Source organism: Acinetobacter sp. ASP199 (genome assembly GCF_022700675.1).
Taxonomy (GTDB): Bacteria; Pseudomonadota; Gammaproteobacteria; order Pseudomonadales; family Moraxellaceae; genus Acinetobacter.
This window is the reverse complement of the sequence record NZ_CP062182.1, coordinates 1,251,900-1,274,894: the sequence shown is the minus strand read 5'-3', so window position 1 is coordinate 1,274,894 and position 22,995 is coordinate 1,251,900. Positions and strand designations below refer to the sequence as shown.

21 protein-coding genes are annotated in these 22,995 nt (G+C 41.5%); 11 read left to right on the top strand and 10 right to left on the bottom strand.

The genetic code is table 11. From position 1 onward, the window contains the following. Position 1 precedes the first annotated feature (1 nt). The 6 genes from ispC to rimO form a co-directional block, all read right to left on the bottom strand. Positions 2-1,198: a 1-deoxy-D-xylulose-5-phosphate reductoisomerase gene (gene ispC / locus IHE35_RS05925; protein WP_242789720.1), complete on the bottom strand. Its 1,197-nt coding sequence runs from the start codon at positions 1,196-1,198 to the stop codon at positions 2-4. Continuing rightward, a complete protein-coding gene (locus IHE35_RS05920) occupies positions 1,199-2,023 on the bottom strand; it encodes a CDP-archaeol synthase (protein ID WP_242789719.1) in 825 nt (274 codons plus the stop codon). A gap of 3 nt (positions 2,024-2,026) precedes the next feature. Next, positions 2,027-2,779 (bottom strand): polyprenyl diphosphate synthase, encoded by a 753-nt coding sequence (gene uppS, locus IHE35_RS05915; RefSeq protein WP_242789718.1) that lies wholly within the window; start codon positions 2,777-2,779, stop codon positions 2,027-2,029. 7 nt (positions 2,780-2,786) lie between these two features. Further along, positions 2,787-3,341, bottom strand: a complete 555-nt coding sequence (gene frr, locus IHE35_RS05910) for a ribosome recycling factor (RefSeq protein ID WP_242789717.1) — start codon at positions 3,339-3,341, stop codon at positions 2,787-2,789. Positions 3,342-3,418: 77 nt separating this feature from the next. Continuing rightward, positions 3,419-4,147, bottom strand: a complete 729-nt coding sequence (gene pyrH, locus IHE35_RS05905) for a UMP kinase (RefSeq protein WP_242789963.1) — start codon at positions 4,145-4,147, stop codon at positions 3,419-3,421. Positions 4,148-4,187: 40 nt separating this feature from the next. Beyond that, positions 4,188-5,531 carry a 30S ribosomal protein S12 methylthiotransferase RimO gene (rimO, locus tag IHE35_RS05900; protein WP_242789716.1) on the bottom strand — a complete coding sequence of 448 codons (1,344 nt, stop codon included), beginning with the start codon at positions 5,529-5,531 and terminating at the stop codon, positions 4,188-4,190. Between the two features lie 351 nt (positions 5,532-5,882). On the opposite strand from rimO, the gene glnL reads away from it, so the two are divergent. Both glnL and glnG read left to right on the top strand, forming a co-directional pair. After that, positions 5,883-6,992 carry a nitrogen regulation protein NR(II) gene (gene glnL, locus IHE35_RS05895; protein ID WP_242789715.1) on the top strand — a complete coding sequence of 370 codons (1,110 nt, stop codon included), beginning with the start codon at positions 5,883-5,885 and terminating at the stop codon, positions 6,990-6,992. Continuing rightward, a complete protein-coding gene (gene glnG, locus IHE35_RS05890) occupies positions 6,979-8,451 on the top strand; it encodes a nitrogen regulation protein NR(I) (protein ID WP_242789714.1) in 1,473 nt (490 codons plus the stop codon). The genes glnL and glnG overlap by 14 nt, the downstream gene beginning before the upstream one ends. A 42-nt stretch (positions 8,452-8,493) precedes the next feature. Here the strand turns inward: glnG and IHE35_RS05885 are convergent, their stop codons facing one another. The 3 genes from IHE35_RS05885 to mnmG all read right to left on the bottom strand — a co-directional run bounded on the left by IHE35_RS05885 (position 8,494) and on the right by mnmG (position 12,313). After that, positions 8,494-8,820: a hypothetical protein gene (locus IHE35_RS05885; RefSeq protein WP_242789713.1), complete on the bottom strand. Its 327-nt coding sequence runs from the start codon at positions 8,818-8,820 to the stop codon at positions 8,494-8,496. Between the two features lie 118 nt (positions 8,821-8,938). Next, positions 8,939-10,135 (bottom strand): 3-(3-hydroxy-phenyl)propionate transporter MhpT, encoded by a 1,197-nt coding sequence (mhpT, locus tag IHE35_RS05880; RefSeq protein ID WP_242789962.1) that lies wholly within the window; start codon positions 10,133-10,135, stop codon positions 8,939-8,941. 297 nt (positions 10,136-10,432) lie between these two features. Then, entirely contained in the window at positions 10,433-12,313 is a 1,881-nt protein-coding gene (gene mnmG, locus IHE35_RS05875) for a tRNA uridine-5-carboxymethylaminomethyl(34) synthesis enzyme MnmG (RefSeq protein ID WP_242789712.1), read from the bottom strand. A 266-nt stretch (positions 12,314-12,579) separates the two neighbouring features. Between mnmG and IHE35_RS05870 the strand changes: the two genes are divergently transcribed. The 8 genes from IHE35_RS05870 (at position 12,580) to purD (ending at position 20,596) form a co-directional block, all read left to right on the top strand. Beyond that, entirely contained in the window at positions 12,580-12,924 is a 345-nt protein-coding gene (locus IHE35_RS05870; RefSeq protein ID WP_242789711.1) for a hypothetical protein, read from the top strand. Positions 12,925-13,049: 125 nt separating this feature from the next. Further along, the gene (locus IHE35_RS05865) at positions 13,050-13,940 is read left to right on the top strand and encodes a bile acid:sodium symporter family protein (RefSeq protein ID WP_242789710.1); all 891 of its coding nucleotides are present in this window, start codon (positions 13,050-13,052) and stop codon (positions 13,938-13,940) included. Between the two features lie 81 nt (positions 13,941-14,021). After that, complete coding sequence (locus tag IHE35_RS05860) at positions 14,022-14,909, top strand: bile acid:sodium symporter family protein (RefSeq protein WP_242789709.1); 888 nt, start codon at positions 14,022-14,024, stop codon at positions 14,907-14,909. 133 nt (positions 14,910-15,042) lie between these two features. Beyond that, positions 15,043-15,945 carry a 50S ribosomal protein L11 methyltransferase gene (gene prmA, locus IHE35_RS05855; RefSeq protein WP_242789708.1) on the top strand — a complete coding sequence of 301 codons (903 nt, stop codon included), beginning with the start codon at positions 15,043-15,045 and terminating at the stop codon, positions 15,943-15,945. A 14-nt stretch (positions 15,946-15,959) separates the two neighbouring features. After that, positions 15,960-16,838 (top strand): DUF3426 domain-containing protein, encoded by an 879-nt coding sequence (locus tag IHE35_RS05850; RefSeq protein ID WP_242789707.1) that lies wholly within the window; start codon positions 15,960-15,962, stop codon positions 16,836-16,838. A 399-nt stretch (positions 16,839-17,237) separates the two neighbouring features. Then, a complete protein-coding gene (fis, locus tag IHE35_RS05845; RefSeq protein ID WP_001086304.1) occupies positions 17,238-17,507 on the top strand; it encodes a DNA-binding transcriptional regulator Fis in 270 nt (89 codons plus the stop codon). A 90-nt stretch (positions 17,508-17,597) separates the two neighbouring features. Continuing rightward, positions 17,598-19,172, top strand: a complete 1,575-nt coding sequence (gene purH, locus IHE35_RS05840) for a bifunctional phosphoribosylaminoimidazolecarboxamide formyltransferase/IMP cyclohydrolase (protein ID WP_242789706.1) — start codon at positions 17,598-17,600, stop codon at positions 19,170-19,172. Positions 19,173-19,312: 140 nt separating this feature from the next. Next, complete coding sequence (purD, locus tag IHE35_RS05835; RefSeq protein WP_242789705.1) at positions 19,313-20,596, top strand: phosphoribosylamine--glycine ligase; 1,284 nt, start codon at positions 19,313-19,315, stop codon at positions 20,594-20,596. 112 nt (positions 20,597-20,708) lie between these two features. Here the strand turns inward: purD and IHE35_RS05830 are convergent, their stop codons facing one another. Further along, positions 20,709-21,863, bottom strand: a complete 1,155-nt coding sequence (locus IHE35_RS05830; protein ID WP_242789704.1) for a hypothetical protein — start codon at positions 21,861-21,863, stop codon at positions 20,709-20,711. A 166-nt stretch (positions 21,864-22,029) separates the two neighbouring features. Here IHE35_RS05830 and IHE35_RS05825 point away from each other — a divergent pair, with 166 nt between their 5' ends. After that, positions 22,030-22,587 (top strand): GNAT family N-acetyltransferase, encoded by a 558-nt coding sequence (locus IHE35_RS05825; RefSeq protein ID WP_242789703.1) that lies wholly within the window; start codon positions 22,030-22,032, stop codon positions 22,585-22,587. The last annotated feature ends 408 nt before the right edge of the window (positions 22,588-22,995 follow it).

The following is a 22,995-nucleotide window of genomic DNA, read 5'->3' as shown; positions in this document are numbered from 1 at the left end:
TTTAACTTCCTTTATTCACAACGTATTGACGGGCGATATCACGCGCCTGTTGGTCAGCCTGAAGAATCACTCCCAGCTGATCTGCTGTCTGATTGTCCATCGAATTCAGCGTATGTTCAACTATCTGAGGTATTTGAGTGAAAGTAATTTTTTCATGCAAAAATGCGGCCACGGCAATTTCATTGGCTGCATTCAGAATAGCTGGCGCAATCCCGCCGTGCTGCATCGCCTGGCGTGCCAGTTTTAATGTAGGGAAACGCTGGGTATCCGGTTGCTGGAAATTCAGTTGTGAATTTACAAATAAATCCAATGGAGAAACATGCGTACTGATCCGCTCTGGCCATGCCAAGGCATGTGCAATCGGGGTACACATATCCGGGTTACCCATTTGTGCCAAAGTTGAACCATCCACATATTGAACCATGGAGTGAATAATACTCTGTGGATGCACCACAACTGTAACAAATTGTTCTTTTACTGCAAATAAATGACAGGCTTCAATCAGTTCCAAACCTTTATTCATCAAGGTTGCTGAATCTACCGAAATTTTCTGCCCCATAGACCAGTTTGGATGCTTGCAAGCTTGTGCTGGTGTGACCGTTTGTAGCTGTTCGAAGCTATGATTTAAAAATGGACCACCAGATGCGGTTAACAGAATCTGCTGTACACCCAGTTTTGGCTGACCGTTGCGCTCAGCATCAAAGTAATTCGCAGGTAAACACTGGAAAATCGCATTGTGCTCTGAGTCCACAGGTAGCAATAAAGCCCCATGATCACGAGCAGCCTGCATCATAATGTCACCGGACATTACCAATGCTTCTTTATTGGCCAGCAGTACCCGTTTTCCTGCTTTAACCGCAGCCAACGTTGGCAAAAGACCAGCTGCACCAACAATCGCTGCCATGACTACATCTACTTCTGGATGTTCGGCAACAGCAATCAAGCCTGCTTCGTCTGATAAAATTTCAATGTCGGATAACTGCTGCTGTTTCAGCAATTGCGCAAGCTCATCTACTTTAGAGGCTGGCACAACAGCAATTTTTGGTCGAAACTGCTTACAGATCTCGACCAGTTCAACAATACGGCTTTGTGCAGTCACAGCATACACGTTGTAGGCTTCAGGATGTCGCTGCAGGATTTTTAAAGTACTTTGACCAATAGAACCTGTAGCACCCAGTATACAAACAGCTTGTGACATTTATAAATCTACGCCAATAAGTTTTAAGACATACATGCCCGCAGCAAAAATCGGTGCCGCAGCAAGGAGAGAATCAATACGGTCCAATACACCACCATGTCCTGGCAGAATACGTCCCGAATCTTTAATACCAGCACGACGTTTGATCATAGATTCAAACAGGTCGCCTAACACAGAGCTGAATACAGTTAATACCGATAAAATCAGGAATAAAAGCAGCTCAGGAATACTGATATCGAGATAAAGTAATGCAACTGTAATGACAATCAACATGGAAGTGATGACACCTCCATACAAACCTTCAACCGATTTGTTTGGGCTGACTTTGGGTGCAAGCTTTTTATTACCAAACTTGCGTCCAACAAAATAGGCACCACTGTCTGCACCCCAAACCAGCAGAAACAGATACATCAACCACCAAGGTGAATTTTCCCACACTGAATAGATTGCAGTGACTGCTGCTGAAATCAGGATCACGCCAATGCCATTTAAAGTGACATTGTACCAGCCGTCATATTCAGGATAGGATTTAACCCAATAGATGCTCAGGATCCAGGTCAAAATCGATGCCGCCCATAGCAGCATGGAAATGTCTGAAAAATAGAGTGCAAGTGCTGAAAGAACTGCGGTGAGTAAGCCATAACCCCAAGCAAATGGCTTAATTACTTTTTTCCCCTGGCGAGGCATGAGCTTAAACCACTCATAACCTGCAACGCCTGCAGCAACGACCATCAACCCAAACATTGGATAATATGAAGTAGTGGCAAACATACAACTGAGTACAACAGCCACCAAAACCAATGCGGTTATAATCCGCTCTAACATGTATTAATTCTCAAGTTTCTCTTGCTGAATTTGCTCTGAGGTCATACCAAACCGACGCTCACGCCCACCAAATACAGCAAAGGCATCGTCAAGTTCTTCGGTGGTAAATTCTGGCCACAAGGTTTCAGTGAAATACAATTCCGCATAAGCAGCCTGCCAGAGCAGAAAATTCGACAGGCGGAAATCCCCACCAGTACGAATCAGCAGATCTACAGCAGGTAAGTCACTTAAACTTACATATTGGCCAAAGACATCAGCATTAATTGCATCAAGTTCTAATTTATTTGTTAAAACATCCGCGGCAATTCGCTTCGCAGCTTGCGCCATATCCCACATACCACCATAACTGATGGCAATTGTGAGTATCATGCTATCGAACTTAGCAGTCCTTTCCTCAGCTTGCAACATTAAAGCTTGCAGTTCAGGAGATAAACGGCTGCGATCACCAATAAAACGCAATGCAATATTGAATTTTTCCATGCGCGGCAGCTGTTCATGGATTGTATCTTCGAGCAATCGCATAAGCAGATCTACTTCAAACTGCGGACGATTCCAGTTTTCACTGGAAAAGGCAAATACAGTTAAAGCCTGGATATTTCTTTTTCTACAGTGTTCTACAATCGGATCAAGGACACTTTTACCTTCACGGTGTCCTTCACCCTTTTGCATCTGATTTTTTTTGGCAAAACGATTGTTGCCATCCATAATGATGGCAACATGTTTTGGAAGACGGGAACTTTCTTCAGAAACGGTCATTGATGAATTAAACCTTCATCAATTCAGCTTCTTTTGCAGCTAAACGTTTGTCAACTTCAGCAACATATTTATCGGTAATTTTCTGGATTTCGTCAGAAGCACGACGTTCTTCATCTTCAGAAATTTCTTTTTCTTTCAATAAAGCTTTGATATCGCCCAATACATCACGACGGATGTTACGGATCGCAACTTTTGCATTTTCAGCTTCGTTACGTGCAACTTTCTGCATGTCTTTACGTGTTTCTTCAGTCAACGCAGCCATCGGCACACGAATTGCATCAGCAGTAATCGGGTTAAGACCCAAATCTGATTCACGAATGGCTTTATCAATTGCAGCCACCATTGAACGTTCAAATGGCTGAACTAGCAATGTACGTGAATCTTCAACACCTACGTTTGCAACCTGGTTCAATGGCACGTCAGAGCCATAGTAAGGAACCATAACACCGTTCAAAATCGATGGATGCGCACGTCCAGTACGAACCTTGGCAAAACCATGCTCCAACGAGTCAAGTGACTTGTTCATACGGTCTTCTGCGTCTTTTTTAAGATCGTTAATCATATGATCTTCCTTACTTAATTCTAAAAAATGTAAAAGCTAAATTTTGACTAGTATAAAGTGCTTCAAGCCTCACGTCATTAATTGGTAACGTGAGTACCTTCTTTTTCACCCATCACAACAGACAACAATGCACCTGACTTGTTCATATCAAACACTTGAAGCGGAACGTTGTGATCACGACATAAACAGATTGCTGTCAAGTCCATCACACCAAGCTTTTCATCAAGCACTTGGTCAAAGGTTAAGGTTTCGTATTTAACAGCATCTTCAAATTTGCTTGGATCTTTATTATAGACACCATCAACCTTGGTTGCTTTCAGAATCAGGTCCGCTTCAATTTCAATACCACGCAAGCAAGCTGCTGTATCAGTGGTAAAGAACGGGTTACCTGTCCCCGCAACAAATACGCAGACTTCACCATTATTTAAATGACGAATAGCATCACGGCTTGAGTAAGATTCTACAACTGTGCCGATTGGCAATGCTGAAAGTAAACGCGTCTTGATGTTACGACGTACCAGCGCATCACGTAATGCCAGACCGTTCATTACAGTTGCCAGCATACCCATCTGGTCACCTGTTACACGACCTACCAGACCGTCTTTTTGTAATTGACTACCACGGTACAAGTTACCGCCACCAACCACGATACCGACCTGTACACCCAGACCCACCAGATGAGCAATCGCTAGAGACATCTGGTCAAGGATTGGCGCATCAATACCCATATCCTTATTACCGGCAAGTGCTTCACCTGAAAGTTTCAGCAAAATACGGCCAAAACGCGGCTTTTTAGAATCCAACATCATCAAACTCCAAATTATTTCATTTAATTTTATCTAAGTATTAAGCTGATTTAATCGAAATCAATTTTGCAAACAGGTCATATTCGTCTGCATCGGTAATTTCGACTTCAAGCAAATCACCTGATTTAATCAGGCTCTTGTCAATATCTTCAACAAATACATTACCATCAATCTCTGGCGCATCTGCATAAGAACGTGCTACAGCAACCGGGAATTCTTCTTCCAGATCATCAACCAGCACTGTCATCTTCTGACCGATACGTTTTTGCAGTTTGGCTGCAGAAATTGCCTGCTGTACCTGCATGAAACGTTCATAGCGTTCTTGCTTGATTTCTTCCGGCACGTGATCTGGCAGATCATTCGCTGCTGCACCTTCAACTGGTGAATAGGTGAAACAACCTACTCGATCCAGCTGAGCCTCTTGCAACCAATCTAACAACATTTGGAAGTCTTCTTCGGTTTCACCCGGGAAGCCCACCACAAATGTTGAGCGGATGACTAGCTCAGGACATTTTTCACGCCATACTTTCAAGCGCTCTAATGTATTTTCACTGTGCGCAGGACGCTTCATCAGCTTTAACACTTTAGGACTTGCGTGCTGGAACGGAATGTCCAGATAAGGCAGGATTTTGCCTTGTGCCATCAGGTCGATCACCGCATCCACATGTGGATAAGGGTAGACATAGTGCAAACGTACCCAGATGCCTAACTGACCCAGTGCTTCACACATATCATAGAATTTGGTCTTAACCGGCTGACCGTTCCAGAAATCCAGCTTGTATTTGGTATCCACGCCGTAAGCAGAAGTATCCTGGGAGATGACGAGTACTTCTTTTACGCCGGCACGTTTTAGCGCTGCAGCTTCTTCAAGTACAGAACCGACTGGACGCGATACCAGATCACCACGCATGCTCGGAATAATACAGAAGGTACAACGGTGATTACAGCCTTCTGAAATTTTCAAATATGCATAGTGTTTGGGAGTAAGGCGGATGCCTTGCTCAGGAACTAAATCAATAAATGGATTATGTTTTGGCGGTTCAGGGACATATTGATGAACTGCATCCATCACTTCTTCATAAGCCGCAGCACCAGTCACTTTCAGGACATTCGGGTGCATTTGGCGAATCTTGTCTTCGTCTTTACCTAGACAGCCCGTCACAATCACGCGACCATTTGCGCTCATCGCTTCACCGATGGCATCTAAAGACTCTTGTACTGCAGATTCAATAAAACCACAGGTGTTTACCACTACTAAATCAGCACCGTCATAATCCGATGCGACATCATAACCTTCAGTCTTTAACTGAGTTAAAATTCGTTCAGAATCTACCAATGCCTTAGGACAACCTAAAGATACAAAACCGACTTTGGGGGACTTCATGAATCTGCGCTCCACTAGAATGCGCGTATTGTATGTCTTTTCGAAACATAAAAACAGTTGAAATGGAGACTGATTACATCAAGCACCAAAATAAAGCCATAAAATATTCAATATAATTACACATGCACCAAAATTGAACATTTATGATTTACATGCTGATTTTTATCAGCTATACCATTAAAGATTCATGCATCTTCATGACTCCACTTCCATTTTATTGCAATAATTTAGGGATTATTTAGAAAGTTGGCGTGCATTTTGCTTAAGATGCATCAAATGAGAACTTAAGACTTTAAATTTTGCTTTATGAAGATGCCATTGCGTTATTTTAACACAGGAAAACCATCGCTAATGGATCAGCCCCTTTCCATCGACTATCGCCTTCTGGTGGACAACCTGACCACTGCTGTCATGCTGATTGATAGCAACCTGAATATCTATTACTTGAATACTGCCTGTGAGGCCATGTTCGATATCAGCTTGTTACGCGCATTTGGCACACCGGTATTAAATATCCTGCAAGCCCCTACAGATGAGTTCAACACTGAAGAGTCACTGTATAACACCCTGCATACTGGACAACCTTATACTCGTCGTGAAGCAACCATTATTGTCAATTTTAAAGACATTCATGTGGATTACACGGTTTCCCTACTAAATGCAGGCAAACCACATCATCCCTTATTGCTGATTGAACTGAATCAGCGTGACCGGATGCTGAAAATCTCGCGTGAAGAAAACTACATTCACCAACATCAGGTGGCACGCCAGTTGATCCGTGGTGTAGCACACGAAATCAAGAATCCGCTTGGGGGTATTCGAGGTGCAACTCAGCTTTTAGCACGTAGCCTGGATGATCCAAAATACAAAGAATTTACAGATATCATCATCAGCGAAGTAGATCGTCTTAGAAATCTGGCGGATAGTATGCTGGGTTCACGTCAATTACCAAGCTATGAAATGGTCAATGTTCATGAGCCTTTAGAACGTGTCCGCTCACTGATTTTCAACCAAACTAAAAAGAAAATTAAAATTATCCGCGACTATGATTTGTCGCTTCCTGAAGTGATGGCTGACCGTGATCAATTGATTCAAGTGATGCTCAACATTTGTGCCAATGCCGTACAAGCCATGACTGAAAATAAAGACTTCTTTGTAGAGCATCAGCCTGAACTTATTTTAAGGACTCGAATCCAACGCCTATTTACCATTAATGGCGTGATTCATCGTTCGGTTATTCGGATTGACATTGAAGATAATGGTCCGGGTGTACCAGACGATATTATTGAGGCTGTTTTCTACCCACTTGTAACCAGCCGTGCCAAAGGAACCGGCCTAGGCCTCAGTATTGCTCAAAATATAATGCACCAACATAACGGAATGATTGAATGCCAGTCAGTTCCAGGAAAAACCGTATTTAGCTTATTTTTACCTTGGGAGTCAGATCATGTCGCGAAATAAAATATGGGTGATTGATGACGATCGTGCCATGCGTTGGGTACTAGAAAAAACATTCAAAGAAGAAGGTTTCGACGTCACCAGTTTTGAAGAAGCCCAGTCAGCACTTGATCAGCTGAGTGTGGATGCACCAGATGTGATCCTGACTGATATCCGTATGCCGGGTATTGATGGTCTGACCTTTTTAGGTAAGGTGAAAAATACCAATCCTGATCTGCCTGTCATTATCATGACGGCACATTCTGATCTGGAATCAGCAGTATCCAGTTACCAAACCGGTGCATTTGAATATCTACCTAAGCCATTTGATATTGATGAAGCTCTGGCTTTGGTGAATCGTGCCATCCTGCATATCACTAAATTACAGCAACAGGAATCTGCAAAGGCGGCGCCAACGATTCAATCGACTGAAATTATCGGCGAATCGCCTGCAATGCAGGAAGTTTTCCGTGCTATTGGTCGTCTATCGCAATCACACATTACCGTACTGATTAATGGCGAGTCAGGTACAGGTAAAGAACTGGTTGCGCATGCTCTGCACCGCCATTCACCACGTAGCAATAAACCGTTTATTGCGCTAAACATGGCTGCAATTCCAAAGGATCTGATCGAGACTGAGTTATTCGGTCATGAGAAAGGTGCATTTACTGGGGCAAATACACAACGTCAAGGCCGTTTTGAACAGGCCAATGGCGGCACGTTGTTCCTGGATGAAATTGGTGATATGCCATTTGAAACCCAAACCCGTTTATTGCGTGTTCTGGCTGATGGCGAGTTCTACCGTGTCGGCGGTCACATTCCAGTTAAAGTTGATGTGCGTATCGTAGCTGCAACACACCAGGATCTGGAAAAACTGGTACATGATGGCCGCTTCCGTGAAGACTTGTATCACCGTCTGAACGTGATTCGTATTCATATTCCGAAACTTGCACATCGTTCTGAAGATATTCCAATGCTGGCACAGCACTTCCTGGCGCGTGCAGGCAAAGAACTCGGTGTGAATCCGAAAATTCTACGTCCTGAAACTCAGGAATATATGCAGAAATTGCCTTGGCAAGGTAACGTGCGTCAGCTGGAAAATACTTGCCGCTGGTTAACTGTCATGATCACAGGTCGTGAAGTTTATCCGGAAGATTTGCCTCCTGAACTGAAACAGATCCCGATCCCGCAGGACAACGGCGCTCCAATTCCGAATCTGAATCAGATTGCACCACATCATTGGGATGAGTTACTGGGTCAATGGGCAATCCAGAAACTCAAGAACGGCGAAATGAAGCTGTTAGATGTTGCTACACCAATGTTTGAACGCACACTGATTAATGCTGCACTTCAACAGACACGTGGTCGTAAACGTCATGCAGCTGAGCTTTTAGGTTGGGGACGTAATACCCTCACTCGTAAACTTAAAGAGCTTGGCATGGACACTGCCGATGATGATGTTGAAGAAGAAATTGAAAGTTAATTTCTAAAAAAAGCACCTTCGGGTGCTTTTTTATGGCTTTGTTTAAACCGTTAAACCAATATAACGAGAATACCCTGCTGCACCTAAATCAGATTTCAGAATTATATAGTTTGGATAAGTACTCGTAGTAATTTCCTCGAACATATTGACGATGTCATCATTGGCATGCAGTTCATCTACAGTTTTTTGCATGGTTTGCTCAAATTCATCGGTGATGTATTCAAAGCCAATATCCATCGCAATAAATAAGGTATGTTCGCACGGTTGCACGTATTGTTCTTCCTGCCAGTTAATAATGTCTTGATGACAATGAGGACAAGTAATGTTGTCGGTGGCTTGAATATCAAGCTCTACAAGTTGATAAGGCATATATTTAGTCAGTTCTCAATTTTTTAATATTCTAGCAAAGCTCGATACCAACACATACTTTTCGCCATCATCATGCATTAAAAAAAAGGAGCTATTGCTCCTTTTTACATCTAACTAATTATTTAGATTTATAGCGAGACAAGGCTGTAACAGCTACCGCAGCTACCACTACCGAAGGCAGCGATGCCATTAAAATACCTGTTGTCCCCAAGCCTAAGGCTAAAATTTTACCTGTCAGCAACGGCCCAGTCATTGCACCTAAACGACCCAATGAAATTGCACTCCCCACACCCGTTACTTTGCCAGCACCTTGATAAAAAATAGGAGAGATTCCATACAAAATAGATTGACCGCCTGTAGAAAATATCCCACCCATGACCCCAGCGATAATCAGCACTGCAACAACATTTGTCGTAAATAAAAGCGACAATGCAATAAACAAGCCTGTATAGATAATGACAGCCATTTGCCATAATTTTAAACGGTCCAACAAATACCCCAAACCAAGCGTACCTACCACAGCACCAACTTGGAACATCAACATCACCATAAATGCCTGCTGACGCTCTAGACCTTGTTGCATCAGCAAGTTTGGTAACCAGCTAATTAAAATATAGTTAATCATCAAGGTGAAAAAGAAGCCCACCCACAGCGGCAAGGTCTTTTTATACTGTGCTTGCTGGAATAAAACCTCGACCATATTCGGCACATTTTCAGCAGATGCATCCCGAACTTGCACTTTTTGCTTGTCTTTTAAAATCACAGCCATCAATGGAATTAACACCAATGGAGTTAATCCACCAATCAAAAATAGCGTTTGCCACGAAATATCTTTAAATAGAATCGCAAGACCTGCAACACAAATTGCCCCAACAGGCAAACCACAATACATCAGACTATTTAATTTACCGCGATTTTCTTCTGTTGCCTCATCACCCACTACTGAAATCATGGTTGGCATTGCAGCGCCTAAGCCCAGACCTGTAAAGAAACGTGCCAAATATAAAGTTTCAACATTCGGTGCGACCGCTGTCAGCGCCATAAATACGCCGAAAATTGCAATCGACAACATCAATACTTTTTTCTGACCCAAATAATCAGCTAAGCGCCCACCAAAGAAAGCACCAAACAACATACCAAACACACCCAAGCTAAATACATAACCCATCTGCACTTGATCTAAAGCATAACTTGCTGCAATGCCTTGTGCTGCAATGCCGGGTACCTGCAAATCAAAACCTTCAAAAAATGCCACCCAAAAGCATAAAAACACAATCAGTGTTTTACGCAGTTTTTCCGAGTTGATCTTGAGCATTCGAATACCATCCATGTAGAGCATCGTAAAAATATGCGCCGATTGTGTTTCTTTTAGGCACAGATAAACACCACGACAATGGTCGGAATTACAGTAAGCAAAAATCCCTTTACACCACCAAACTTATATATAAAACCTTAATTTATGATCTTTATTTTATATAAGTTGTTATTTATTCAATTATTTTAAGTACTTAAATGAATGATATCTGCCATCAATAGTTCAATCGTTATTTTTAATACACCTATTTTCAGATACAAAAAACCCGCATCTCTGCGGGTTTTTTACTTCAAAATCTTATGCAGATTTTTTCGCTTGGGCATTCTTACGAATCGTGATCATCACCAATTGCACCGCTGCAGGTGTGACACCCGGAATACGGTTTGCTTGCGCTAAAGTTTCAGGGCGCACGTCTTTTAACTTCAAAGTAATTTCACGAGATAAACCTGAAACCACATCATAATCAAAATCAGCAGGAATCTTGGTTTCTTCCAAACGCTTCATTTGCGCAACATCTTGATGCTGACGGTTGATATAACCTTCGTATTTCACCGCAATCTCAATCTGATCACCCACTTGCGCAGAGACTTCAGAACCTGTCAGTTCAGCAATTTGAGCAAATGTAATGTTTGGACGTTTCAATAAATCAATCGCAGAACACTCTTTAGAAAGATCAGCACCCGTCATTTCAACGAATTTTTTACCCATTGGGTTGTTTGGTGCAGCCCAAAGGTGTTGCAAGCGACCTGTTTCACGCTCAACTGCTTCCATTTTTTCACAGTAAGCTGCCCAACGCTCGTCATCAACTAGACCCATTTCACGACCGATTGGTGTTAAACGTTGGTCTGCATTATCTTCACGAAGCATCAAACGATATTCTGCACGGGAGGTAAACATGCGGTACGGTTCTTTCGTACCTAGTGTGATCAAGTCATCAACCAATACACCCATGTACGCTTCATCACGCTTTGGCGTCCATTGCTCTTGATCCCATGCACGGCGTGCCGCGTTCAAGCCTGCAAGTAAACCTTGCGCGCCTGCTTCTTCATAACCAGTCGTACCGTTGATTTGACCCGCGAAGTACAAGTTATTGATTGCTTTGGTTTCAAGCGTGAATTTCAAGGCTTGTGGATTAAAGTAATCGTACTCAATCGCATAACCCGGACGAAGAATGTGTGCATTTTCCATACCACGGATTGAACGTACCAATTCAAACTGAACGTCAAATGGTAAAGAGGTTGAAATACCATTTGGATAAAGCTCATGTGTATCCAAACCTTCAGGCTCAAGGAATACTTGATGCGAGTCTTTATCGGCAAAACGGTGAATTTTATCTTCGATTGATGGGCAGTAACGTGGACCTACACCCTCAATCACACCTGTATACATAGGTGAACGATCTAAACCGCCACGAATAATGTCATGGGTTTTTTCATTGGTATGTGTGATCCAACAGTTCACTTGCTCAGGATGCATCGATGCATCACCCATAAATGACATGGTCGGAGATGGGAAATCACCCGGCTGCGGCGTCATTACAGAAAAATCAACTGAACGTGCATCAATACGTGGAGGTGTACCTGTTTTTAAACGACCTACAGGTAGATTGAGTTCACGTAGACGGTGTGCAAGTGAAATTGAAGGTGGATCACCGGCACGACCACCGCTTGATTTTTCTAGACCAACGTGAATCACGCCACCTAAGAATGTACCCGCAGTCAGTACAACAGTTTTCGCATCAAAGCGAATACCCATTTGCGTCACAACACCTTTAACGGTATCGCCTTCAACAATAAGGTCATCAGCTGCTTGCTGGAAAATATCAAGATTCGCTTGGTTTTCTAATGTTTCACGAATCGCAGCTTTATAACGTACACGGTCAGCCTGCGCACGTGTTGCACGAACCGCAGCGCCTTTACGTGAGTTTAAAATTCGGAATTGGATGCCGCCTTTGTCAGCAGCCAGCGCCATTGCACCGCCCAAGGCATCAATTTCACGCACCAAATGCGACTTACCAATACCACCGATGGCTGGGTTACAGCTCATCTGCCCTAAAGTCTCAATATTGTGAGTTAAGAGTAAAGTCTGTCGACCCATACGCGCCGCAGCCAATGCTGCTTCCGTACCTGCGTGACCGCCACCGATCACAATGACATCGTATACTTTAGGATAGTGCATAGTGGTAATTAGAGAGATAAAAAAGAATAGCCGAAGATTATAGCAAACTTCACTCTAAAGTTGACAAATTCAGTGGAATTAATTCATGGTGATTCGACCGCTTTCTTCTAAACACTCTTAATTGTCACTTAATCTTTCATTTTTTAGCAAAACATCGATAAATCAATACATAGAGCTTGTATTTGTTACCTGATATCAATTGTATGCAGCTGTGTATTTTCTAATATGTAAGTTTGACGCCCCACGAAGAAAAAAAGGTGAAATAAATGGATAAGAAAATATTATTTTCAATAATGCTCGGTGCACTATCAATGACAGGTATGGCAACTGCGAATGATAAAGTTGCCAAGATTTATAATCCTGATCTGTATCAGAAAGTCTGTAAAGGTAAATCTGCTGGTGATGCCGTAACTTTTGCTCATCGTGGCATTATCTGGAACGGAACCTGTGAACCACAGTTTTTCTCCAACTCTAAAACAGCCTTAATGGGTGATGAAGCAGAAATTTATAGCGCTTGTCAGGACGCTTCTGGAAATACCACAACAATGATCAACGGTCAGGAAGTCAGTGGCAAATGCGCCTTGGGCTTTACCCCCCCTCGACCTAAATAAATATCTTTAGAGCTAGAGATAATAAATGGGCAAAACTGAGGTTTTGCCCATTTTCTATTGATTATTTAATAATTTAAGTTAAACTGAATTTAAAACTGAAGATCCAATAATAAAAAGGATATTGTATGGATTCGGCATTTTTTGTCTTTTTATTGCCGGTACTGCTGGCAATTTTAATGATGGGGTTAGGACTTGAATTACGCGTCAAGGATTTTATTCGTGTACTAAAGTATCCCAAGGTCATTTTTATTGCCTTATTTATCCAACTGATCTTGTTGACCAGCCTGGCTTTTCTGATCTGTATCGTACTGGATTTACCGCCACTACTGGCTGTGGGTTTAATGTTGCTGGCAGCATCTCCTGGTGGACCAACTGCCAATTTGTTCAGCTATCTATATAAGGGTGATTTAGCGCTCAACTTCACCCTGACCACGATTAATACCTTTATATCGATCTTTACCCTCCCTTTTATTGTTAATTTATCCTTACAGTTCTTCCTAGACAGTGACGACACCATTAGCATGCCAGCCATGAAGATGGTTCAGGTATTTTTTATCATATTGCTTCCCGTTATCTTCGGAATGGCATTACGAGCTAAATTTCCAAGGCTTACGATTACTGTTAACCGTCCAATGCGTGTTTTCGCAATTAGCTTCCTGATTGTATTATTTGTATTTGCAATCGTACGCGAGCGCCATAATCTCATGGAATATTTCCATAGCATCGGAATCGCGACCGTTATTTTCGGCTTTTCCAGCCTGTTTATTGGTTATTGCCTACCTTTACTGATTGGTATTCCAGACCGTCAGGCACGTGCTTGTACCTTCGAGGTGGGCATTCACAATACCGCTGTTGCCATGACCATCGCTATCACTGTATTAGGCAGTAATACCATTGCCATCCCTGCGGGCATCTATACCATTGTGATGTACACTTTTGCGACCCTTTTTGGCTTTATCCTGAGCCGTCAGCGAATCACTTATCAGAAATCCAAGCATCGTTTATCAGATTTGTAAACACACTATATAAAACCATATTTCCTCTGTATGCTGGACTAAAAAATAGATAAAAAAGACCTTTAAATACGGAGCATACAGATGGATTCTGGCTTTATTACCATATTACTGCCACTGGCACTGGCGATCATCATGATGGGGCTTGGACTTGAACTTACCCCGCGTGACTTTACCCGCGTGACCCGACATCCCAAGGCTGTACTGATCGCACTTTTCTGTCAGCTAGTTATTCTAGTTGGAATTGCCTTTGCACTATGTAAACTATTAGCTTTACCGCCACTCTTATCAGTCGGCTTGATGCTCTTGGCCGCTTCCCCAGGCGGTGCCACCGCCAACTTGTTTAGTTATCTTTTTAAGGGTGATCTGGCGCTAAATATCACCCTAACAGCAATCAACTCGGTCATTGCTGCTATTACCTTACCTTTAATTATTAATTTCTCGATCCTGCACTTCATGCAAGATAGCCAGAATATCGGTTTACAGTTTGGCAAAATCTTGCAGGTCTTCGCGATTATTCTGATTCCAGTCGGTATTGGAATGTTGATTCGTCATTATGCACCGGGTCTAACAGCAAAACTGAATCGACCATTACGGATCTTTGCGATTACTTTTCTGGTGCTCATTATTATTGCCACGATTGTGAAAGAACGAGCCAACATCACTGAATATCTGACTCAGGTCGGACTGGCAACTGCCTTGTTCTGTATCCTCAGCCTGGGCATCGGCTATCTGGTTCCACGACTACTTAACATTAATAGTGCTCAAGCCCGCGCCAGTGCCTTTGAAATCGGCATTCATAACAGTACGCTTGCCATGACCATTGCCCTGACCGTAATTGGCAGCTCGGCAGTAGCCATGCCAGCGGCAGTTTATTCTATTTTTATGTATATATTTGCTGCAATTTTTGGCACTTTACTGAATCGGCTTGCACCGATTCAGGTACAAAAACCACTGACCAATATAGATTAGATAAAGTCTAAAACCTATCAAAGGATGTCTCAGGCATCCTTTTTTATTTATACCCGTACAGCAATCTAAACGCACAATCACCAGAACTTCCGTTACAATAGCTTTTTGAAAAGATATACATAAGGTTATTTCTGTGAAGTGGTTACAAATTCATATTACGGTTGATCAGGCTCAAGTTGATTTCACTGAAACATTACTCAGCTCGCTGGGTGCGGTGAGCGTGACTCTGGATGATGCTGAGAATCAGGATTTACTTGAACCACTTCCAGGTGAAACACCGTTGTGGAATAAAGTGATTGTTACTGGTATTTATGCGCAAGAAGAAGGTGAAGAGATCGATGTCGATGCACTCGAGACCTTTATTCGTGCACAAATGCCTGAAGCACCAATCCGTCATGAATTCCTGGAAGATCAGGCTTGGGAACGTACCTGGATGGATGCTTACGAGCCTATTCAGATTTCTGATAAATTCTGGATTGTTCCAGAATGGATGGAGCCACCTGAAGCAGATGCGGTAAATATCAAGCTCGATCCAGGTCTGGCTTTTGGTACAGGCAACCATGCCTCTACTTTCCTTTGCCTGCAATGGCTGGGTAAAACCGATCTTAAAGACAAAATTGTCATCGATTATGGCTGTGGTTCAGGCATTTTGGCTGTTGCCGCCCTGCTACTTGGCGCGAAAAAAGCATATGCCACCGATATCGATCCACAAGCAGTATTGGCCACTCAACAAAATGCTGAACTCAATGATGTGCTTGATCGACTTTATGTCGGCTTACCGGAAGAATTTAACGAAGAATTAGGTGCAATAAAAGCTGACGTTTTTGTGGCCAATATCCTGGCAGGTCCACTGATGATGCTTGAGCCACACTTCGCAGAATTGGTAAAAGCTGAGGGCGAGTTTGCACTTGCCGGTGTTATTGAAGAACAAGTTACTGATGTTACTAGCATTTACTCTAATCATTTTGATATATTAGAAGTGGCGAAGCGTGATGAATACTGGTGTCGAATTTCTGGTAAACGCCATAAAAATTAAATAAGCGTGAATATATGAGTGATAAACGAACCCTCTGCCCGACTTGTTCCACAATCTACAAAGTAACGGTTGCCCAGTTAACCATTGCTCAGGGCATGGTTTGTTGTCCCAAATGCACCACTTCATTTAATGCACTTTCTCATCTGGTGACTGAACCTCAGGCTTCAGCCACCAGCAGCACACCTGAAGCCACTGTTGAATCTCTCAATCCAGCTCAAAGTACATCAAAATTTGATGTAGATTTATATAACAGCAGGATTTCTTCTCGCCTCAACAACCTGCTACATATTTTCGATGAAAAAGTTGAAAACTCGAATATTGACCTGAAGACCTACCTGAATAATCTGAACTATTTTAGTACCGAGCCAATCAATGCCCTTCCAACCATGAACTGGGAAGAAGATACAAATGACAGAAGTCAGCGCTCTGTCTTGCAATATATTGGATGGACAGCAATAAATGTAGTGTTACTCGGCGTATTGGTCTTTCAGTTCTTCTGGTTTAACCCACAGTACTTAAAGAATAGCCATGTAATGGGTACAGCATTTAATGCCGTTTGTGATGTGTTCAATTGTTCTAATATGGAAGAACATTACAACCTGATTAATACCAAGAAAGTTAAAGTCACTGCATCAGGTTTGGAGCAAACCCAATTCACGGGCGAGTTGATCAATTATCACGACCGCAGCCTGGCTATGCCAATATTGCGTCTCGATTTAAAAGACAATGGGGTGATTAAAGCGTCCTATACGCTTTCACCTTCAGAATACCTGATTGAAAGTTTAGCGAGCATCCAACGTATTCCCAAAAATAGTCCTTTCAAATTTGACTTTAAGGTTCCAGTCGAGCGAAAAAGTTTCGATAGTTATACTTTAGAAATAATTCGCCCATAATATTGAAAAAAACTATTAAAAAAACAAAAAAAAGTTAAAAAAAATGCAGTTTTCTTGCTCACTTTTGCTTAGACAATGGTATGATACGCGCCACGAAAGCTATGTGCTGCCAACTCCTCGCGAATTTTTCACTAAAAATACAGTCTTGCCTAATGCGCTTATTTATTAATGCGTATCGAGCAGATTTTTTTGTGTTAATTTTGGGCAGTAACAAAAATTTAACTATTGTTACGCTTATTTTTCGACCAACTCGCAGAGATGTGGCAAGCTACTAGCTCAATGTAATGATTAAGTTTTAGAACTCCACTTTTAGGATCTAAAATGGAGTTCATTCAATTTCTAGACCACTTTTATATATCACTTTACCCAAGTGATATTTGATTTTTCGGATTAATTCGCATGAATAGCAAATCTCCTATTTTTACTGCACAATCTGATGTCGCTCTTCGTATTCACGTAGATCGCGCAGTTCGCCATTACTTTGCACAATTGCAAGGCGAGCAACCTTCTCAGGTGTATGACATGGTGCTAGCAGAAATGGAGAAGCCTCTTCTATCTGTAGTTTTAGAGTATACTCGTGGCAACCAGACTCGCGCTGCTGAGATTCTTGGCTTAAACCGTGGTACTTTACGTAAAAAGTTGAAAGCTCACGGTTTAATGAGTGAATAAATGATAAAATGCTTGCGGCCTCCGCAGGCATTTTTTTTGACCTGCTATTTAGCTTTTTTGATTTAATTCTTGATAACTGTGACGAAGATCATGACTATTAAACGCGCTTTAATCTCTGTTTCTGACAAAACTGGCATTGTCGAATTTGCACAAAACCTTGCTGCTCTTGGGGTAGAAATTTTATCTACTGGCGGTACTTATAAGTTGTTAAAAGACAACAACATCGCGGTAGTTGAAGTTTCAGAGCACACTGGTTTCCCAGAGATGATGGACGGACGTGTAAAAACACTACACCCAAAAATTCATGGTGGTATCCTGGCTCGTCGTGGTCTAGACGAAGCTGTGATGGCTGAACACAACATCGATGCGATCGATCTAGTTGTGGTTAACCTATACCCATTCGCTGCAACTGTTGCTAAACCAAACTGTTCACTTGCTGATGCAATCGAAAATATCGACATCGGTGGTCCAACAATGGTTCGTGCAGCTGCGAAAAACCATGCATCTGTAGGTATCGTTGTAAATGCATCTGACTATGCAACTGTAGTTGCTGAGCTTAAAGCTGAAGGTGCTTTATCTTATGCAACTCGTTTTGACCTAGCAGTTAAAGCGTTTGAACATACTGCTCAATATGACGGTATGATTGCATCTTACTTAGGCGCTCGCGTAGGTAAAGAAGAAGGTCAAGCAGATAAATTTGCTCGTACGTTCAATACTCAATTGAACAAAGCACAAGATTTACGTTACGGTGAAAACCCACATCAATCAGCTGCGTTCTATGTAGAAGAAAATGCAACTGAAGCATCTGTTTCAACTGCTAAACAGTTACAAGGTAAAGAATTATCTTATAACAACATCGCAGATACTGATGCAGCTCTTGAGTGTGTTAAATCATTCGCAAAACCTGCTTGTGTAATCGTGAAACATGCAAACCCATGTGGCGTTGCAGTATCTCTAGACGGTATCCAAGCGGCTTATGATCTTGCATACGCAACTGATCCTGAATCTGCGTTCGGCGGCATCATTGCATTCAACCGTGAATTAGACGTTGCAACTGCGCAAGCAATCGTTGACCGTCAATTCGTTGAAGTGATCATTGCACCAAGCGTTGCTGAAGGCGTGTTAGAAGTAACAGGTGCGAAGAAAAACGTACGTGTACTTGTATGTGGCGAACTTCCTGCAATTGATGCACGTGCTCCGCAAATGGATTACAAACGTGTGAATGGCGGTCTTTTAGTTCAAGATCAAGACTTAGGTATGATCACAAAAGACGACCTTAAAGTTGTGACTAAACGTGCACCAACTGAGCAAGAAATTGATGACATGATCTTTGCTTGGAAAGTTGCGAAATACGTGAAGTCTAACGCAATTGTTTATGCTAAAAACCGTCAAACAATCGGTGTGGGCGCAGGTCAAATGAGCCGTGTAAACTCTGCTCGTATTGCTGCGATCAAAGCTGAACATGCTGGTTTAGTGGTTGAAGGTGCAGTAATGGCATCTGATGCATTCTTCCCATTCCGTGATGGTATTGATAACGCTGCTAAAGCGGGTATCAAATGCATTATCCAACCGGGTGGTTCTATGCGTGATGAAGAAACAATTGCTGCTGCTGACGAAGCTGGTATTGCAATGGTCTTCACAGGTATGCGTCACTTCCGTCATTAATAGACACATGAAGATTCATTTAATTTTTTGAATCCTCCCTAGCCCTCCTTTTCTAAGGAGGGTTTTGTACGTCAAGTACTGCAAAAATGGGGCTCTCCTTTTGGAGATATGGGGATTTCTTTTAAACAGGATTGTAAAAGATGAACGTTTTAGTTTTGGGTAATGGCGGTCGTGAACATGCACTTGCATGGAAAATCGCGCAAGATGACAAAGTCGCAAAAGTATTTGTAGCACCGGGTAATGCAGGTACTGCAACAGAAAATAAATGCGAAAATGTTGCACTTAGCATTTTAGACAACGCTGCTATTATCGACTTTGCAAAAAACAATGCAGTTGATTTAGTGGTTGTTGGTCCTGAAGCACCACTTGTAAATGGTGTAGTCGATGCTTGTCGTGAAGCGGGTGTGAAAATTTGGGGTCCAACTCAATTTGCAGCGCAGCTTGAAGGCTCTAAAGCATTTGCTAAGCATTTCTTAAAACGCCACAACATTCCAACTGCTTTCTATGACGTGTTCACTGAAGTAGATGCGGCAAAAGCGTATGTTGAGAAAAATGGTGCGCCAATCGTAATCAAGGCGGATGGTCTTGCTGCGGGTAAAGGCGTAATCGTTGCAATGACAAATGAAGAAGCATTTGCTGCAATCGACGACATGCTTGCAGGCAACAAATTTGGTGATGCAGGTTCTCGCGTTGTGATCGAAGAGTTCCTTGCTGGTGAAGAAGCATCTTTCATTTGTATGATTGATGGCGACAACATTTTACCAATGGCAACTTCTCAAGACCATAAGCGTATTTTTGAAGGCGACCAAGGTCCTAACACGGGTGGTATGGGTGCTTACTCTCCTGCTCCTGTTGTAACGGCTGACGTGTTTGAAAAAACCATGAATGAAGTGATGCGTCCTACCGTTGAAGGTATGAAAAAAGACGGTCACGTTTATACAGGTTTCTTATATGCGGGCTTGATGATTGACGACAAAGGTCAACCAAAAGTGATCGAGTTTAACTGTCGTTTTGGCGACCCTGAAACACAGCCAATCATGATGCGTTTAAAATCATCATTAGTTGATTTGGTTCAAGCAGGTCTTGAAGGTAATTTACCGAAAGAAGCTGAATGGGATGAGCGTAAAACTGTTGGTATCGTACTGGCATCTAAAGGCTATCCAGAAACGTCTAGCAATGGCGATGTGATTTCAGGTTTAGATACTGAAATGACTGATGCGAAAGTCTTCCATGCAGGTACAAAAGCCAATGAAAATGGTGACATCGTGACTGCAGGTGGTCGTGTACTATGCGTGACTGCACTTGGTAATACCATTGGTGAAGCACAAGCGAAAGCATTAGAACTTTGCGAAAAAGTAACGTTTGAGGGTGTTCAATATCGTAAAGATATTGGTTACCGTGCGATTGCGCGTGAAAATGCTTAATTCTTTCTTGTAAAGTGATTAAGTAAAAACCCCGCGATGTGCGGGGTTTTTTTATAAATATGAAACTCAAATAATGGCTTTTATCATCTATATCATGATTAAAAATACACTTTTATAAAGGTTCTTTAAGATAATTTTTAAGTCGATTTTGTACTAATTTTTCAGTTAAATTATCTTTGTAGCTAAAATAGATAATCTCCACTCCATTTGCTTTACTGAGTTGAAGCTTTTCCTTATCCCTTTGCTTTGTCCGTTTTAAACCTTCTTCGCCACCGAATAGATCGACAGCAAGATAGTGTTGTTGCCCTTGGTACTCAATCGCTAAATTTAGCTCTGGGATATAGACATCGAACCTTTGTCGATTCAACCAACTTGGTGATGCTTCTCTTTGAACCGTGTATTGAGGAAATAGCAGATTGATGTAATTAAACAATAAGGTTTCATTAACCCACCTTTCACCTATACGCGCTACACCTTTTAACTCTCTAATATAGTTTTCCGACTCCCTTTCACTAATACCTTCTTGTATTGAGTGCTTTGTAATATATGCACCATATCTTCCTTTGAATACAGAACCTCCAAATACTAAGTCTGAATTTGTGTTAGTGCAAATGTGACAAATCGATTCTTTAAATGACTGCTTTTCTAATGCATTTTTAAGATGAGCATGTCTTACCATTAAACCATTCTGCTCTCTAAATATTGCATCTTTAAAACATAAGCAAAAGAAGCTTTCACCGGTCACTTTGTTATAGAAAGTCTGCCGCCATTCATAAAAGCCTAATTTTGATGGTAATAAACTTTTTGGGGGCGTCATTCGTGAATTAAGCTTTGTTAACAATGCTTGTGGGAATTCAACGGAAAGAAGCCGTATTGATGTTTTGTTTTTAGTTTTCATTTTTGTATTTTTGATATTGTACTTCCTTGTAACACCTCCTCCATACAGGAAATCACATAATAAAATAAATGAAGGTAGCTTAACGTCCGTGACCTCTAGATCAGTGACCTTATCACTGTGTAGCTCAAATTGAAGATAAGGAATTATCATTTTCCCTTTGTCTATATACTCTTTCAGCGATAAGTGATCGTCATAGTATTCAAATGGGTAGTTATGCTTTATGTCAGTTATTAAGACTGAATCCGGAGTACTAAAAAAGTGAATAAGAGCTTCATATAAATCTTCAAAAACTGTTGTTTTTTCCCGTCCAAGATTCTCTTGGCATAATGCGAGAAATTCATCCTCTGAAAATTTGTATCGCAACTCCATATTTACTCCTTATCAACTAAATATAAGTAAAAGCCTATTAAAATTAGCTTATTAAATTAAATCTTCCAAAAATACTATTCACTTATGTCAATTCCATCCTCATGTACACTATAAAATATTTACTTTAATCTCAGTTAGAAAACCCCCATACAAATTAATATTTAATATGCATATATTCATTCAAACCCCTCGCCTGATCCTCCGACAATGGCAAGACTCCGACACTGCCCCATTTATTCAAATGTGTGCAGATGACAAGGTCATGCGTTATTTCCTGAAAAAACTCAATACAACAGAAGCCACCGCTTTTCTGGAGCGTATCAAATCCGATATTAAAAAGCGCGGTTGGGGCTTATTTGTCGTAGAACTGAAAAGCACAGGCGAATTTATCGGATTTATTGGTTTAAACGTATATCCACCAGAATTAGCATTCGCCGATGCACCTGAAATTAGCTGGCGCTTGCTACCGCAATATTGGAATCAAGGCTATGCAACTGAAGGTGCAAAAGCTGTACTGAAATATGCCTTTAGAACCCTGCGTCTAGAAAAAGTCATTTCTTTTACTGCTCGCATCAACACACCATCAGAACGTGTCATGCAAAATATTGGCTTAGAAAAAGTAGGAGAATTTGACCATCCGCTTGTATCTGCTGATCATATCTTGTGTAGACACGTACTCTATGAAAAACAGCGTTCGGATTATCTACATATCCCCTTCTGTTAAAACATGCTTGCAGTCATGAACTAAGAAAACCAAGATCAGATCCTGCATCGCCTATTGAACATGAAGGAAAGATTTATCTCGTTAAGATAGAATTTCCTTAATTTCCCAAGAATCAGATATTTTTTTATGTTTATCTATATGCATTTTTATGCTTAATATCAGCAAAAATATTATAAAGCTCACTATTTAATCAAATATAATATTCAAATCAATTAAAGTAAAAATAATATATTGTAATTACTAATATTTTTTCAAAACTACTATTCATTTAATCAGATAAGCAGCCACTTTTTATTCACTATATTGAATAAACAATTATTGCTATGATTGCGCCCATTCAGAGTACTAAATTTGACTATATCTTTTATAAAATCTCTATTTACTCTCTCCAAATAGAAAACCGATATA

What these genes read in the sequence shown, in the direction of transcription:
- ispC (WP_242789720.1), bottom strand. Translation starts at nt 1,198, where the DNA reads ATGTCACAAGCTGTTTGTATACTGGGTGCTACAGGTTCTATTGGTCAA.
- IHE35_RS05920 (WP_242789719.1), bottom strand. Translation starts at nt 2,023, where the DNA reads ATGTTAGAGCGGATTATAACCGCATTGGTTTTGGTGGCTGTTGTACTC.
- uppS (WP_242789718.1), bottom strand. Translation starts at nt 2,779, where the DNA reads ATGACCGTTTCTGAAGAAAGTTCCCGTCTTCCAAAACATGTTGCCATC.
- frr (WP_242789717.1), bottom strand. Translation starts at nt 3,341, where the DNA reads ATGATTAACGATCTTAAAAAAGACGCAGAAGACCGTATGAACAAGTCA.
- pyrH (WP_242789963.1), bottom strand. Translation starts at nt 4,147, where the DNA reads ATGTTGGATTCTAAAAAGCCGCGTTTTGGCCGTATTTTGCTGAAACTT.
- rimO (WP_242789716.1), bottom strand. Translation starts at nt 5,531, where the DNA reads ATGAAGTCCCCCAAAGTCGGTTTTGTATCTTTAGGTTGTCCTAAGGCA.
- glnL (WP_242789715.1), top strand. Translation starts at nt 5,883, where the DNA reads ATGGATCAGCCCCTTTCCATCGACTATCGCCTTCTGGTGGACAACCTG.
- glnG (WP_242789714.1), top strand. Translation starts at nt 6,979, where the DNA reads ATGTCGCGAAATAAAATATGGGTGATTGATGACGATCGTGCCATGCGT.
- IHE35_RS05885 (WP_242789713.1), bottom strand. Translation starts at nt 8,820, where the DNA reads ATGCCTTATCAACTTGTAGAGCTTGATATTCAAGCCACCGACAACATT.
- mhpT (WP_242789962.1), bottom strand. Translation starts at nt 10,135, where the DNA reads ATGCTCAAGATCAACTCGGAAAAACTGCGTAAAACACTGATTGTGTTT.
- mnmG (WP_242789712.1), bottom strand. Translation starts at nt 12,313, where the DNA reads ATGCACTATCCTAAAGTATACGATGTCATTGTGATCGGTGGCGGTCAC.
- IHE35_RS05870 (WP_242789711.1), top strand. Translation starts at nt 12,580, where the DNA reads ATGGATAAGAAAATATTATTTTCAATAATGCTCGGTGCACTATCAATG.
- IHE35_RS05865 (WP_242789710.1), top strand. Translation starts at nt 13,050, where the DNA reads ATGGATTCGGCATTTTTTGTCTTTTTATTGCCGGTACTGCTGGCAATT.
- IHE35_RS05860 (WP_242789709.1), top strand. Translation starts at nt 14,022, where the DNA reads ATGGATTCTGGCTTTATTACCATATTACTGCCACTGGCACTGGCGATC.
- IHE35_RS05850 (WP_242789707.1), top strand. Translation starts at nt 15,960, where the DNA reads ATGAGTGATAAACGAACCCTCTGCCCGACTTGTTCCACAATCTACAAA.
- fis (WP_001086304.1), top strand. Translation starts at nt 17,238, where the DNA reads ATGAATAGCAAATCTCCTATTTTTACTGCACAATCTGATGTCGCTCTT.
- purH (WP_242789706.1), top strand. Translation starts at nt 17,598, where the DNA reads ATGACTATTAAACGCGCTTTAATCTCTGTTTCTGACAAAACTGGCATT.
- purD (WP_242789705.1), top strand. Translation starts at nt 19,313, where the DNA reads ATGAACGTTTTAGTTTTGGGTAATGGCGGTCGTGAACATGCACTTGCA.
- IHE35_RS05830 (WP_242789704.1), bottom strand. Translation starts at nt 21,863, where the DNA reads ATGGAGTTGCGATACAAATTTTCAGAGGATGAATTTCTCGCATTATGC.
- IHE35_RS05825 (WP_242789703.1), top strand. Translation starts at nt 22,030, where the DNA reads ATGCATATATTCATTCAAACCCCTCGCCTGATCCTCCGACAATGGCAA.